We start from the raw sequence: 13,487 nt of genomic DNA on the forward strand, positions 1-13,487 counted from the left end.
CCTTTATGATTCTTCCAACTGGGCGGAGCAAGCGATCAGCGAAGATGTCAGCGGCTCACAGACCTGCGGGTGGCCTGCACAACAGTCATTGACCAGAAATTGGATCGTCTCTTGCACGCGATTCAAGTTCGCCCGATAGATGATGTAACGACTCTGGCGCTGTGAAAGAACAAGCTCTGCACGGGTAAGCACAGACAAATGTGCTGACATCGTGTTATGTGGTACACCCAGTCGTCTTGCGATCTCACCAGCCGGGAGCCCTTCTGGCTCATGACGAACCAGAAGCCGAAATGCTTCTAATCGAGTTTCTTGGGAGAGAGCACCAAAGCTTGTTATTGCACTTAACGTTTCCATACGTCCGACAATATGGACATACTAGGATTTAGTCAAACTTTGGCGATTTCAGAGCTAACCAGAACCGTAACAACCCCCAAGACCACCGGGTGGCGAGAATGGCGCCGATTATGGTCGTGATGGCCTCAACCCTTGTCACGATCCTCCTGTAGCAAAAATCGACCTTTGCAATGCTTGCAAGATTTGGATAATCTCCGAGCGTTAATCTCGCAACTGATGAGAGACTCCGTGTTTCTGAGCCAAACCCAATCCACCACCGGCAGAGCGATTTTGATCGTCACAGCACTGTCGTTGCTGATCCTTTTTCAAGGAGCGTGGGCCTCGGACCAGAACGCACATCAAGCCTCACAGAGTCTGTCTCTGATCGAATTTGCTGAAGATCATGGGCATTTTCACCCCTCGTCTCTCGATCACCTCCATGTCGACACAGTCGAGATGAGTGACGACGATCACCTGCTGCTCCATGCGCTGGGCGCGTTTGAAAACCACATGCCATTGGATCTTGCAGCGGTGCCACTTCCCCTTGGGCAGAACATACCCGAATTACAACGGCCGCCATCGCCACTGCCTGAGCAGGTGGCCGTGTTATATCGCCCTCCGAAAGCCTGAATTCACACCTGACTTTGGCGTAATACCGCCGTTCACACGTTTTGATTCCATAATTCGGAGATACCCGAATGACGCTTTTGCCGTTACTGCGCTTTTCAAGCGTAGAAGGGTGTGCGCGTGGGCTTTTGCTTTTTGCTGTTGCCTTCGCCGGCCTGTTCTTTTCTCCTCTGCTCTTTGCTCATGGCGTTGAAGAAGGTGATGCCCTGTTCATCGAGCAAGCAAGCGGAGCACAGTTGTTGCCCTTTATCTACCTGGGCGCCAAGCACATGGTGACCGGTTATGACCATCTCCTGTTTCTGGCGGGGGTCATTTTCTTCCTGTACCGCATGAAGGAAGTGGGCATCTATGTGACCCTGTTTGCCGTGGGCCATAGTGTCACGCTCCTGTATGGCGTGCTCAGTGAAACCAACGTCAACGCCTACATGGTCGATGCCATTATCGGTTTCTCCGTGATCTACAAGGCGATGGATAACCTGGGTGCATTTCGGCGCTGGTTTGGTTTTCAACCCAACACCAAAGCGGCGGTTCTCATCTTCGGGTTCTTCCACGGCTTTGGTCTGGCGACAAAGCTCCAGGACTTCACGTTGTCTGACGATGGCCTGGTGGCAAACATCCTGGCGTTTAACGTCGGCGTCGAGATCGGCCAGCTAATGGCGTTGAGCGTCATTCTGATTGCCATGAATTTCTGGCGCAGATCCGACGTCTTTCCCCGCCAGGCGTTCGCCGCCAACGTCCTGTTAATGAGCACCGGTTTTATGCTGATGGGTTATCAGCTGACTGGCCTGTACTCGGTTTCCTGAGGAGATAGATCATGCAAGACATTTCAAATATGAATCGTGAAGGGCTGCCTTCGACAAAGAGCCTGATCAAGGCAACCGGCGTTGCGGCGCTCATCGGCCTGCTGGTTCTGATTACGGCTATTCTGCCTGCGGAATATGGCATTGATCCGACCGGGCTGGGCCAGAAGATGGGGCTGACCATGCTCAGCCAGGCAGAGGCTGCAGAGCCTGCATCTCCGGAAGCCGGTTCCTCCTCCAACAACCTGCTCGCGCTTTCAGCAGGCCCTGTGTGGAAGACTCAGAGCACGCTCAGCTCCGACACCACGACCGTCACGCTGAAACCGGATGAAGGTCTTGAAGTGAAGGCCACCATGAACGCCGGTGACCGCATGGTCTTTAACTGGGCCTCAGAAGGCGGCCCGGTTAATTTTGACATGCACGGTGAGCGAATTAACGACGGCGACAATTTCACCAGCTATTGGCAGGGAAGAAATGAACCTGCTGCCAACGGGGCTTTCGAGGCGCCATTTGATGGCACCCATGGCTGGTATTGGCGTAATCGCGGCGACGAGACGGTCACTATCGTCCTCCAGACCAGCGGTTTTTATGACGGCATCAGCAAGAAGTAATCAATCAATAATCGTTAAGGAGTTATTCCATGAAAAAGTTCATTCTTTCGTTCACGACCGCTATCGTTTTGTCATTCTCGGGCCAGGCATTTGCTGGCGCAGGCCATAGCCACGGTGTTTCAGAGCCTATCTCCGAAGCACAGGCAACCCAGAAAGCTGAGGCCATAAAGCAGCAACTGGTCAGCTCGGAGCAGGTGTCCTCCGAGTGGAAGGGTGTTGAGGCTGGCAGCCCGCAGCAGCGTTCTACCTCGGCCGGTAATCTGTGGGTTATTGAGTACGCAAACTCACAGGCCGCTGATGAGAACAAGGCCAAGCTGTTCGTGTTTGTGGATGAGTTCGGTAACCCCGTTGGAGCGAATCACACCGGCGAACTGTAAAATCCAGGAAGTATAGAGAGGGCGCGCTACTCAATGGGTAGCGCGCCCTTTTTATTTGGGCCAGTAGGTATGATGATCGTCAACCACAAAATCGTGCGTATGAACCAGTTGTGGGTGCTTGTGGGCGTGACTGTGGGGCTCAGGCCCTTCCCACCCTTCATGCTCGTGCTGGTGGTGTTGATCGTGATAGTGGTAATGCCCGTGCGTGGTCTGATGATGAGTGTGCTGCAGGTCGTCGGCGTCTTGTCGGGGCCAAAGCAGCATGGCAGCAACAACCGACAAGAGCGCCATCAAACCAAGAACAATAAACGCGCCCATCAAACCAATCTGCACACCGAGCCATCCGGCAAGGGGGTAGGTGATCAGCCAGCAGGCATGGGACAACGAAAACTGAGCCGTAAACAGCGCCGGACGGTCGCTTTCCCGACTTGATTTCGTCAACAACCGCCCCGCTGGCGTCATAATCATCGACATCCCGGCACCCATCAGGAACCAAAGCAAGACCAGCAAGCTGATACCCGGCATTGTGGCACCGGCCAGAACACTCACGGACAGAAGCAACCCTCCGGCCAGCATACAGGGCCGTGGTTGAAATCTCCTCAGAATGCCCGGCAGTGTGAACGCCACAACCATGGAACCACCACCCGCGGCTGCAAAGGCAATGGCGACCCATTCCTCGGCAAGCCCGAGATAGGTTCGCACATAAACAACGGTGTTGACGATCTGCATGGCCCCTGCCGAAGACACCACCATGCTCAGGGCGAGCAATCCTTTGAGCCTTGGCGTTTTCAAATAAATGCGCGTGCCTTTGGTGACTCTCATCCAAAAGGGTTCACCATAAGAGCGGTCTGTGCGTCCAGGCAAGGTGACGGATAAAACAAAGGAGGCCGAGAGGATAAAAGCGACACCATTCATCAGAAAAAGCACATCGAACGTCATTATGGTAATCATTGCGGCCGCGAGCATCGGGCTCAGCAGGTTTTCCAGATCGTAGGCCAGGCGGGACAGTGACAGCGCCTTGGTGTACTCGTCCTTATCGGTCACGATATCGGGGATCGTCGCCTGGAACACCGGCGTGAAGCCCGCCGAAAACACGTTGAGAACAAAAACCAGCACGTAAATCTGCCAGACCTCGGTGACAAAGGGCATTACCGCCACCACGCAGGCCCTGAGAATATCCAGCGTCACCAGCAGAGAGCGGCGCGGAAGTTTTTGAGCTATGGCACCAAACAGCGGAGCCACGACAACATAGGCGACCATCTTCAGCGCCAGCGCAATGCCTAGCACCTGGCCTGCATTGCCGCCCGCCAAGTCATGAGCCAGCAGCGCTAGGGCAACCGTCGTCAAACCGGTTCCCGCCAGGGCGATGACCTGCGCACTGAAAAGGCGTTTGTAGGTGTGAATGCTTAGTGGAGAGAAGACACTCAATTGCCATGACTCCGAAACGAAGAGCTAACGCGCGGTAGGCTCACGCCTATCCGCGAAGCGCCGTCACAGTAAAACACGCCAGATAAGGCATTACCGATCAAGCTACTCAAATCGCCGTCATGGATGAGACGGCCCGGGATCAACTGCACTAACTTCAATACCCTGAGGCGCCCCCGGAATGGTCAGGGAGTCACTTTGCGCGATCTTGCAGTTCCTGCTGATGCTCCAGCATTTGCTCCATCATCAGCTGCATCTGATCCATGCGTTTTTCCATAAACTGGAAGCGATCCTCCGGTTTAATTGCAGGTTGGCCCTGGCTGGAATTCCCCTGCATACCTTGACCATTCATCATTCCCTCGCCTTTCATCATTTCTTGGCCATTCATCATGCCTCGGTTGCCCATCATACCGTCCCGCATCATGCGCATCTGCTCTTGCATGCGCTCCATATGCTTCTGCATGAGCTCTTGATGGTCTTGTCCGGGATTTTTCCGCATCTGGCCCGTCATATCTTGCATGCGGGACATATTCTGCTGCATTTCCTGCATCTGTTCCGGGGACGTCATCATACCACCAGGCCCCTGCTGGCTACCTGAACCCTGCGCCCAGACAACCGGTGTGGCCATAATCAACGAGATTGCAATTACTTTGGTGAAACTCTTCATAGCGAAGCTCCTAAATGAAGTCGATTTTCGATACCCTCAGTAAACAGCATCCACCTAAATCGGACCTGAATTTATGCTCAAATAAACCTCTCGATTGCTGTACATCAGGATTATTTTTGGCTGGTTGATTCAGCCGTCAGATTGCGTTGATAACTTCAGACAGCATGTCCCTCACCTCACCTGCAATCTCCTTGAGTTGCTCATTACCAATTGCTGTCATGGATGAAACGGGGTCAACCGCACTGACTTCAACACCCTCGGTTGTCTCGCGAAGAATGACGTTGCATGGCAACATTGCACCTACCCGAGGCTCTACGCCGATCGCTTCCCAAGCCATGTTTGGATTACATGCCCCGAGAATTGTGTAGGCGGGCATATCCTTGTCCAGTTTCTTTTTCATGGTCGCCTTGACGTCTATTTCCGTCAAGATCCCGAAACCCCGATCGGCAAGGGCCTTACGGGTTCGTTCGTCCACTTCAGCAAAATCGGCATTCTGAATAACGCGATCTATTGTATAAGACATACACATCTCCTTTTTCCGGGGGAGGCTCCATCAGCCTAGTCGTCTGATAGTTTCACGACCCTCAATCGTAGGGCATTCGTAATGACGCTTACCGAAGACAGCGACATGGCCGCAGCCGCAATGATGGGCGACAGCAATATGCCGGCAACTGGATACAATACCCCCGCCGCAATCGGCACGCCCGCGGTGTTGTAAACGAACGCGAAAAACAGGTTCTGCCGGATATTGCGCATGGTTGCCCGCGACAACTTCCGTGCTTCAACAATGCCCATCAGATCGCCGCGCAACAGCGTAATACCCGCGCTTTCGATGGCAACGTCAGTCCCTGTCCCCATGGCGATGCCAACGTCTGCGGTGGCCAGGGCTGGCGCATCGTTCACACCGTCACCTGCCATCACAACAATGCGACCTTCGTCCTTCAGGCGCTGAATGATCTTGCCCTTGTCTTCCGGCAGTACTTCCGCTTCCACTTCATCAATATGGAGTTTGCGGGCCACGGCTTCGGCGGAGGTTCGGTTGTCTCCGGTCAGCATCACCACCCGGATACCCTCCTTCTGCAGAGCGGCTATTGCCGCTTCCGTGGTCTCCTTGACCGGGTCTGCAATCGCCAGCAAACCGCATATTTTTCCATCCACGGCCGCAAAGATAACGGTGGCACCGTCTTTTCTCAGCTGGTCCGCCTCTTCCTCAAAGGCGGAGGTATCGACGCTTTCTGATTCCATCAGCAATCGATTGCCAAGCAGAACCTTTTCCCCATCGATTTTGCCGGTGACACCTTTACCGTTCGGAGAGTCGAAATCCTCGGCGTCCGGCAGTTTCAACTCCATGGTTTTGGCTTTATCGAGAATGGCGTGTGCCAAAGGATGCTCGCTGCCCTTCTCCAGACCACCGGCGTATCGCATCAGATCCGCATCGCTAAAACCGTTTGCCGGCACCAGCTTCGTCACCTGAGGTTTGCCCTCAGTCAGGGTGCCGGTTTTATCCACCACCACCGTATCGACTTTCTCCATGCGCTCCAACGCTTCTGCATCGCGGATCAGGACACCGCTCTGGGCGCCTCGCCCGACACCGACCATGATGGACATGGGGGTTGCCAGACCCAAAGCGCAGGGACAGGCAATAATCAGAACGCTCACCGCCGCGATGAGACCAAAGGCCATGGGCGGCGTCGGCCCGAAGACCGACCAGACAATAAACGCAATGACCGCGATGAGAATAACCGCCGGCACAAACCATCCAGCCACTTTGTCTGCCAGGCCCTGAATGGGCGCACGACTGCGTTGCGCACTGGCCACCATCTGGACAATCTGAGACAGCATGGTATCGCGCCCCACTTTGTCGGCGCGCATGATGAAGCTGCCCTGTTGATTGATGCTACCGCCAACCACCTGGTCGCCCGTCTTTTTGCTGACCGCCAAAGGCTCTCCGGTCACCATGGATTCATCCACATTCGAGCTACCTTCAAGGACTTCGCCATCCAGTGGCACCTTGTCGCCGGGGCGAACCCGGAGGCGGTCGCCGACTTTTACCTGGTCGAGCGACACATCGAACTCGTCGCCTTCATCATCCAGCTTTCTCGCGGTTGCGGGCGCGAGATCAAGCAGGGCTTTGATGGCGCCAGAGGTCTTCTCCCGAGCCCGGAGCTCAAGCACCTGGCCCAACAACACCAGCACCACGATGACGGCAGCGGCCTCGAAATACACGGCAACCGAACCATCCGCCTGCCGGAAGGCATCCGGAAAGATTTGCGGCACCAGGGTAGCGACAAGGCTATAAATCAACGCGACGCCAGTGCCAATGGCAATCAGTGTGAACATATTCAGGTTGCGGCTGAGGACTGATTTCCAGCCACGGACAAAGAAGGGCGCGCCGCACCAGACGACCACGGGCGTGGCCAGAACCAACTGAATCCAGTTGGAGATTTGCGGGGACACAATCTGGTCAATCTTGAAAAAGTGGCCACCCATTTCAAGCAAAAAAACAGGAAGCGCCAGGGCCAGACCGATCCAGAACCGACGAGTCATGTCTGTGAGTTCTTCGGAGGGTCCATCATCAAGACTTACTTCTTCTGGCTCCAGGCCCATGCCGCAGATCGGACAATCTCCCGGGCCTTGCTGGCGAATTTCCGGATGCATCGGGCAGGTGTACAGGGTGCCGGGTGCTACTGGCTCTGCCGGCTCACTCTTATCACCCAGGTACTTGTCCGGATCGCCTTCGAACTTCGACTGGCATCCAGACGAACAGAAATACCAGGTTTTACCTGCATGCTCGCTACGATGCTTTGCTGTATGGGGGTCTACCGACATCCCGCAGACAGGGTCTTTTGCCGAATGCTCTTCGTGGTTTTCATGTCCGTGCTGGTCGTGCTGGTGTTCACTCATTCGGTGCTCCTGTTTTATCCGCGGGCCAATCGGCAAAAGCGATAAAATACAACAACGCCAGATTGACCATCGGAATCAGCATCAAGAACCCCAACCAGCCCGGATATCCCGCACGCTGGCATATTCGCCAGACCGGTATGACGACTACAATCGCAATCACCAGCATCCACAGCCAGTGCCCGGCCCACATGGTGTTACCAAACATGCTTTCGTTCATCATGGTATTTCTTCCCTTTCAAATCGTAGTCATTAATAATGGAGACTCATACCGTGTCGTCACCATTGCTGGCTCGCGAAGCAGCCGCGAGTTGGCGCCAGCTGCCCCAACGAGGGATAAACATCGGTACTTGCCGCCTATAGTTGCGATAAGCGTCTCCGAACTGCTTCAGTACTTGCTGCTCCTCACGTCGAGCCAGCCAGGTGTAAACAAGCACGATCACCGGAAAAAGGCCTATTGAAAAGAGCGTTGGCCAATGCACCACGCCTTCGCCAAACAGCGCAATGAACAGCCCTGTGTACTGGGGATGCCGCACATACGCATACAACCCGTCTGTCACCAGGCGATTTTCCCCTCGCGCCTTGTGAACCTGGCGCCACCCTTGAATAAAGAGCCCTATTCCCGTAAAGGCGATCGCGTAGCCAAGCAACATTGAGACAAGCATACCGGTTTCGCCAAGCCCAACCAGGGTCGACCATAGACTGGCACCAACATACTCGCTGTCGAGACCGAAAAAGCGCACTAGCAGATAGATAGTGAGCGGAAAACCGTACATTTCAGCATAAAGCGCGATGATAAAAGCCTGCACCACGCCTGCACCGGCCCACTCTCGCCAGTTCTTTGGCGCAAAATATCGATAAAAAAACCAAGACACCAAAACGATAACGATCAGTGTAATGCCCCAGGCTCCAGCGTGGTTGAAGGACTCATTCATAAATCGTCCACCCGGCCAACCTGACTAGCCAGACGCTTCGACTCATTGTTTTCCATCATAAAAAGCAACTCCATGTATATGTGTTGAACCGACAGTCTTTATCCGGTTTTCGCCGGCTTTGCGATACTGATGGGCTGGCATCTCGACCAGGTGACCAAGGCAAGCCCAGCAATGATCATAGGCAGAGTTAACAACTGTCCCATGGTCATCCAGCCAAAAGCGATGAACCCCAGTTGCGGGTCGGGAAGGCGAACAAACTCGACAGAAAAACGGAAAACCCCATAGAGCAACAGGAACAGGCCGGACGTTGCTCCATTTCCGCGAGGGTTGATCGAAAACCACCACAGCACCGCGAACAACACGACACCTTCAAGTGCAAACTCATACAGTGAAGACGGGTGGCGGGGCGCGGGCCCCATATTGGGGAATACCATGGCCCAGGGTACCTCGCTGGCTCGCCCGGGAAGCTCGTAATTGATAAAATTGCCGATGCGCCCTGCTCCGAGGCCAATCGGCACCAATGGTGCGATAAAGTCCGTAAGCCGAAAAAAAGCTAAGTTTTGCTTGCGGGCAAAGATCAGGGTTGCGACTAATACCCCGACAAAGCCCCCATGAAAACTCATGCCGCCTTCCCAGATTTTGAATAACCAAAACGGATTGTCAGCCAGCTTGTCCAAGCCGTAGAACAGCGCATACCCCAGGCGCCCGCCCAATATGACGCCCATCATGCAATAGAAAATCAGCGTTTCGACGGCATCGGTGCTCAACCCCAATCGAAGAGCCCGGCGACGTCCCAGCCACCAGGCAGCCAGAAAACCAACCAGGTACATCAGGCCGTACCAGTGGATTTGCAACGGGCCCAATGAGATCGCTATGGGATCGATTGTTGGATAGTTAAACATGAGTTCTCAAATTCCTGCGCGCGAAAAATGGATCTTTGTTGAGCATTTCGTCTACCTGCGCAAACACTCATTCATAGATCGTTCATCCGGCCAACCTGACTAGCCAGGCGCTTCGACTCGTTTCTTTCCATCGTCAATAGTGACTCCATTAGCTCTTTGACCTCAGGAATCTCGGCTTTCCCGGCCAGTGTTTCGTAGAGATCAATTATTTGATCGTGAAAACTGAACACCTCACGACAAATGCCGTTGAAATTAAGCGTTGCGTAGCGCTCGTCACAGGTTCGGTGAGTTTTAATGGGGTGCTTGGAAAGGTAGTCGTAAACCCTTGTTTCCAAAGAATTGGTTTCTGCCTGATGTTCAAACTCGTCAACAATACGCTCAATTTCGGACTCATGAACTGCCAGGTATTCCAGAAGCGCCCGGGCCTGTTCTTCCTCATTTAGTGTCGCACAATGAGAAAGGCAGCTTGCCAGATGCGCATGCAGATCACGTGTCCAGTCGATCAGTTCTCTAAACGTTTTGATATCCATTCGGAGTTACCTCTGATGTGTGTTTCGTTTTCAAGTGTTGGACTAGAGCCCACTCCTTTCAAACCATGCATCATAGATCCGCGTGTCCCATTTGCTCTGGAAGTAGGCGATAGTGGCTTTTTGGTCGTCCTTGGAGAGTTTGTCTCCGAAGGCCGGCATTTGCCCACCCATGGGGGCGCCACCCTGATTGATTGTGCTCATCAGCATATCGAATGGATGGTGCCAGGCGTGGCCTGTTCCGTTGAGCGGTGGCGGCGGATAGGAGCCATCCTTCAGTTTTTTTCTCCAGTTAAAGGAGCCTTGAGCGTTGTTGCCATGACAGCTTGCGCAGTTCTCGTCGAATACAGTTTTGCCACGCTCGATCTGGGCTTGAGTGTACCAGCGCCCATCTACGGTCTGGTCACTGCAGCCACTGATTACTGCGACCAAAACAACGCCTAAAGCGGCCTTTTTCCTACACATGCTGTTTATTCCTCGGTTTCGTGCCATTCGAACATACGCTCTTCTTACAGGTTCTCACTCGTTGCCCGCTCGAACTTTGTCAGCTGGCCAGTCCGAAAACGCAATCAAGTACAAGACAATCAGGTTCACCATGGGAATAAGAATCAAAATTCCCATCCAGCCCGAGTAACCGGTACGCTGACAGATTCGCCAGGCTGGTATAACAACGACAATGGCAATGACCAGCATCCATAGCCAATGTCCAGCCCACATGGTGTTTCCAAACATATCGCCGTCCATCATGGGATTACCCTTTGATTTACACTGTGAATATCAGTGATGGTGTGCATTAGACTCATCACTGTTCATCGCCTTACGTCTGGCGGAAGACTTCAGGAATATCTGCTCGGCAACCGCAATAACAATCATCGTGACCACCGCCACACCGATCACAAAGGGGTCAGAGTTCAATTTGACCCAAACAAAGCCGCCCAGAACCATCAGATCCAGACCGATCGCCACGGCGGGCACCCACCTCCTGGCCTTCACATCCTGATACAGGTAGCGCAGCACACCCCAGTGAATCGAGATGTCCATAATCAGATAAAAGATAATACCGAGGGCCGCAATCCGTGAGAGATCAAAAAAAGCGGTCAGAACCAGGCCCAGCACCACGGTATACACAAGCGTGTGTTTCTGGATGCTACCCGGCATACCAAAGTGGCTGTGGGGTACCAGTTTCATCTCGGTCAACATCGCCAGCATGCGGGAGACCGCAAAAATACTGGCCAGAATGCCTCCAGCGGTCGCCATCATGGCAATCGCCACGGTGAACCACAGACCATAATCACCCAGTGCCGGACGTGCTGCGGCAGCCAGGGAGTAATCCCGGGTCTCGATGATTTCGGCGAGGGACAGATTGCTTGCAACGGCAAAGCCCACCAGGGTGTAAATAACCACGCAGGCGGCAATGGAGATCACAATGGCACGACCCACGTTACGCTTCGGGTCTTTCACCTCGACGCCGCTGTTGGTGATGGTGGTAAAACCTTTGAAGGCCAGAATACCGAGGGCTGTTGCACCCAGAAAATTGCCAACAACGCCGGTTTCGCCACTGCTGGGAAAATCGACCGCAAGGCTGTCGGCCAACCATACGCCCACCAGCCCGAAGGCCAGAATGCCCCCAATTTTGAGAATACCAATGAACGAAGCGACGCCCTGAATCCAGCGATTGCCCAGCAGGTTGATCATGAATGCCGCCAAAATAAGCGACACGCCCAGTATCGGCACCATGCGACCGCCTTCATCACCCCCGAACAGTTGCATGGTGTAAGACCCAAACGTCCGGGCCAGAAAACTCTGGGCGATCACCATCGAGAAATACATCAGTAAGGCATTAAACCCCGTCGATAAGCGATCGCCGTAGGCCTTATGCAGATACATGCCAATGCCACCCGCTGAGGGGTAGGCGTTGGAGATTTTGATATAGGAATAGGAACTGAAGGAAATGACGATTGCGGCCGCCAGAAAAGCCAACGGAAAGAGTGCACCCGCCATTTGCGCCATTTGTCCGGTAAGCGCGAATATACCGGCGCCAATCATGACACCGGTGCCTAGCATGACCGTTCCTGGCAGCGTCAGGCTGCCTTCCTGATAGCGCGAGGTTCTATCCTGGTTCTTGCTCATTCAAACTCCCTTTATTTTTTCATCGGTGGAATTTTCGAACAGCAGAAGGGATCAAGGTTCGCGTTGGCCCTGAGGTTTTCATCGCTGAATCGGTATCCAGCCAGTTTTCTGCGCGCCCACCAACCACCTTTTAACTGACCTCCGTGCGACTCAACCAGCTCAATCAGAGCGTCGGTTGACCAATGGGTGGCGTCGAAGGTGACGATCAACTGATTTTCCGATTTGCGCTCGGCAAAATCGACGCACGGATGATGATTCAGCTCCTCAATGAAGTCCTCCCACTGAATGTCAGTAAGGCCCTGGACTGCGAGTTTGCGTCGGAGCAGAAATTGAGCCTGGTTTGTTGCTTTATGAGCTTTCGTCATGATTTTCCCCTGTCAGCCGGTGTTCTCAGCCTCTATCACAACACGCCAAGCTGAACTCCAACTGAAAAAGGCAGGGGTAAACGATCTATTAGACTAAAGCTTGAGTTACATCAAATTGTGCAGAAAAAAAGGCCGAGGACGAATGTCCAGAGCCCGTCCGGAGTGTCAGAAGGTAAGCCGTGCGCCAATCACCGCAAACCAGCTCTCTGTGCCGCCGCCATCGGCTCTGGCGAAGTCGGCGGTGTTGCCGTACTTGCGTTCGTGAACAACACCCACGTAAGGAGAGAAAGCCCGGTCAATAAGGTCGTAGCTCAACCGCAACCCGGTTTCTGTCGATACCAAGCCCTTTCCAACCCCAATCTCTCGATCTTCACTGAACGCCACGGTCGCATCCAGGGTGGCCGAAAGTATCCAATAGTTGGTGAACAGCAGTTCGTACTCTGCATCCAGAGCGGCGGACGTGTCGCCATCTTTGCTCACGTAAAAGTTCGCATCGATTTCGAACCACTGCGGCGCAAGGCCCGCGACCCCCAGCACGGCGTATGTGCGATCAGGGCCTTCGGGCGTGTCAAACCTTATCCCGGCTTTGGCATCAAAAAAGTCAGAGATGGGAATTTGACCGACCAGCTGGTTTTCCAGCTTTTCGTAAGCCTGCTCTTCAAATGAGTACTCGCCGCTTGTGAGCAAGCGGGCCTTCAAATTGTCGGTGCCGTAGAAAAAGTCCGCATCCCAAACGCCTANTTCTTCATCGTTGTCACTGTAGCGGTACTCTAANTCCTCAAATTGNGCGCCCCACACTTTCAATGGCGCCTTCCGCTCAGTGGTGTCACGCACCCGCTCTTGAGCAAATGCCAGAGTTGGCAGAACACTCAGACCCAAAACTGTAC

18 protein-coding genes are annotated in these 13,487 nt (G+C 53.8%); 4 read left to right on the forward strand and 14 right to left on the reverse strand.

Going from position 1 to position 13,487, the window contains the following annotated elements; all coding sequences use genetic code 11:
- Positions 1–3: 3 nt before the first annotated feature.
- On the reverse strand, positions 4–354 hold the full coding sequence (locus A3OI_RS21635) for an ArsR/SmtB family transcription factor (RefSeq protein ID WP_081622878.1): 351 nt from the start codon (positions 352–354) through the stop codon (positions 4–6).
- 228 nt (positions 355–582) lie between these two features.
- Between A3OI_RS21635 and A3OI_RS0104065 the strand changes: the two genes are divergently transcribed.
- From A3OI_RS0104065 to A3OI_RS0104080, 4 genes are all read left to right on the forward strand, one after another.
- Positions 583–963 (forward strand): hypothetical protein, encoded by a 381-nt coding sequence (locus A3OI_RS0104065; RefSeq protein WP_155903013.1) that lies wholly within the window; start codon positions 583–585, stop codon positions 961–963.
- Positions 964–1,031: 68 nt separating this feature from the next.
- Positions 1,032–1,763 carry a HupE/UreJ family protein gene (locus A3OI_RS0104070; RefSeq protein ID WP_018403056.1) on the forward strand — a complete coding sequence of 244 codons (732 nt, stop codon included), beginning with the start codon at positions 1,032–1,034 and terminating at the stop codon, positions 1,761–1,763.
- Positions 1,764–1,774: 11 nt separating this feature from the next.
- Entirely contained in the window at positions 1,775–2,371 is a 597-nt protein-coding gene (locus A3OI_RS0104075) for a hypothetical protein (RefSeq protein ID WP_018403057.1), read from the forward strand.
- A 29-nt stretch (positions 2,372–2,400) separates the two neighbouring features.
- On the forward strand, positions 2,401–2,748 hold the full coding sequence (locus A3OI_RS0104080) for a DUF6488 family protein (RefSeq protein ID WP_018403058.1): 348 nt from the start codon (positions 2,401–2,403) through the stop codon (positions 2,746–2,748).
- A 51-nt stretch (positions 2,749–2,799) separates the two neighbouring features.
- On the opposite strand, the gene A3OI_RS0104085 is transcribed toward A3OI_RS0104080, so the two are convergent.
- The 13 genes from A3OI_RS0104085 to A3OI_RS0104145 all read right to left on the reverse strand — a co-directional run bounded on the left by A3OI_RS0104085 (position 2,800) and on the right by A3OI_RS0104145 (position 13,479).
- Positions 2,800–4,176, reverse strand: a complete 1,377-nt coding sequence (locus A3OI_RS0104085; protein ID WP_018403059.1) for an MFS transporter — start codon at positions 4,174–4,176, stop codon at positions 2,800–2,802.
- A 190-nt stretch (positions 4,177–4,366) separates the two neighbouring features.
- The gene (locus A3OI_RS0104090) at positions 4,367–4,840 is read right to left on the reverse strand and encodes a hypothetical protein (protein WP_018403060.1); all 474 of its coding nucleotides are present in this window, start codon (positions 4,838–4,840) and stop codon (positions 4,367–4,369) included.
- 136 nt (positions 4,841–4,976) lie between these two features.
- A complete protein-coding gene (locus A3OI_RS0104095) occupies positions 4,977–5,363 on the reverse strand; it encodes a DUF302 domain-containing protein (RefSeq protein WP_018403061.1) in 387 nt (128 codons plus the stop codon).
- A gap of 35 nt (positions 5,364–5,398) precedes the next feature.
- Complete coding sequence (locus A3OI_RS0104100; RefSeq protein ID WP_018403062.1) at positions 5,399–7,744, reverse strand: heavy metal translocating P-type ATPase; 2,346 nt, start codon at positions 7,742–7,744, stop codon at positions 5,399–5,401.
- The gene (locus A3OI_RS0104105) at positions 7,737–7,964 is read right to left on the reverse strand and encodes a hypothetical protein (RefSeq protein ID WP_018403063.1); all 228 of its coding nucleotides are present in this window, start codon (positions 7,962–7,964) and stop codon (positions 7,737–7,739) included. Before A3OI_RS0104105 ends, A3OI_RS0104100 begins: the two co-directional genes overlap by 8 nt.
- Positions 7,965–8,007: 43 nt before the next feature.
- A complete protein-coding gene (locus A3OI_RS0104110) occupies positions 8,008–8,676 on the reverse strand; it encodes a methyltransferase family protein (protein ID WP_018403064.1) in 669 nt (222 codons plus the stop codon).
- A gap of 98 nt (positions 8,677–8,774) precedes the next feature.
- The gene (gene lgt, locus A3OI_RS0104115) at positions 8,775–9,578 is read right to left on the reverse strand and encodes a prolipoprotein diacylglyceryl transferase (protein ID WP_020561379.1); all 804 of its coding nucleotides are present in this window, start codon (positions 9,576–9,578) and stop codon (positions 8,775–8,777) included.
- A gap of 71 nt (positions 9,579–9,649) precedes the next feature.
- Complete coding sequence (locus A3OI_RS0104120) at positions 9,650–10,108, reverse strand: hypothetical protein (protein ID WP_018403067.1); 459 nt, start codon at positions 10,106–10,108, stop codon at positions 9,650–9,652.
- Between the two features lie 42 nt (positions 10,109–10,150).
- Entirely contained in the window at positions 10,151–10,570 is a 420-nt protein-coding gene (locus tag A3OI_RS0104125) for a c-type cytochrome (RefSeq protein WP_018403068.1), read from the reverse strand.
- Positions 10,571–10,624: 54 nt separating this feature from the next.
- Positions 10,625–10,852: a DUF805 domain-containing protein gene (locus A3OI_RS0104130; protein ID WP_018403069.1), complete on the reverse strand. Its 228-nt coding sequence runs from the start codon at positions 10,850–10,852 to the stop codon at positions 10,625–10,627.
- Between the two features lie 30 nt (positions 10,853–10,882).
- Positions 10,883–12,235: an APC family permease gene (locus tag A3OI_RS0104135; RefSeq protein WP_018403070.1), complete on the reverse strand. Its 1,353-nt coding sequence runs from the start codon at positions 12,233–12,235 to the stop codon at positions 10,883–10,885.
- Positions 12,236–12,246: 11 nt separating this feature from the next.
- On the reverse strand, positions 12,247–12,600 hold the full coding sequence (locus A3OI_RS0104140) for a hypothetical protein (protein WP_018403071.1): 354 nt from the start codon (positions 12,598–12,600) through the stop codon (positions 12,247–12,249).
- 165 nt (positions 12,601–12,765) lie between these two features.
- Positions 12,766–13,479: a copper resistance protein B gene (locus tag A3OI_RS0104145; protein WP_026223987.1), complete on the reverse strand. Its 714-nt coding sequence runs from the start codon at positions 13,477–13,479 to the stop codon at positions 12,766–12,768.
- Positions 13,480–13,487 lie beyond the last annotated feature (8 nt).

Source organism: Marinobacter gelidimuriae (genome assembly GCF_000372805.1).
In the GTDB taxonomy this organism is placed as follows: domain Bacteria; phylum Pseudomonadota; class Gammaproteobacteria; order Pseudomonadales; family Oleiphilaceae; genus Marinobacter; species Marinobacter gelidimuriae.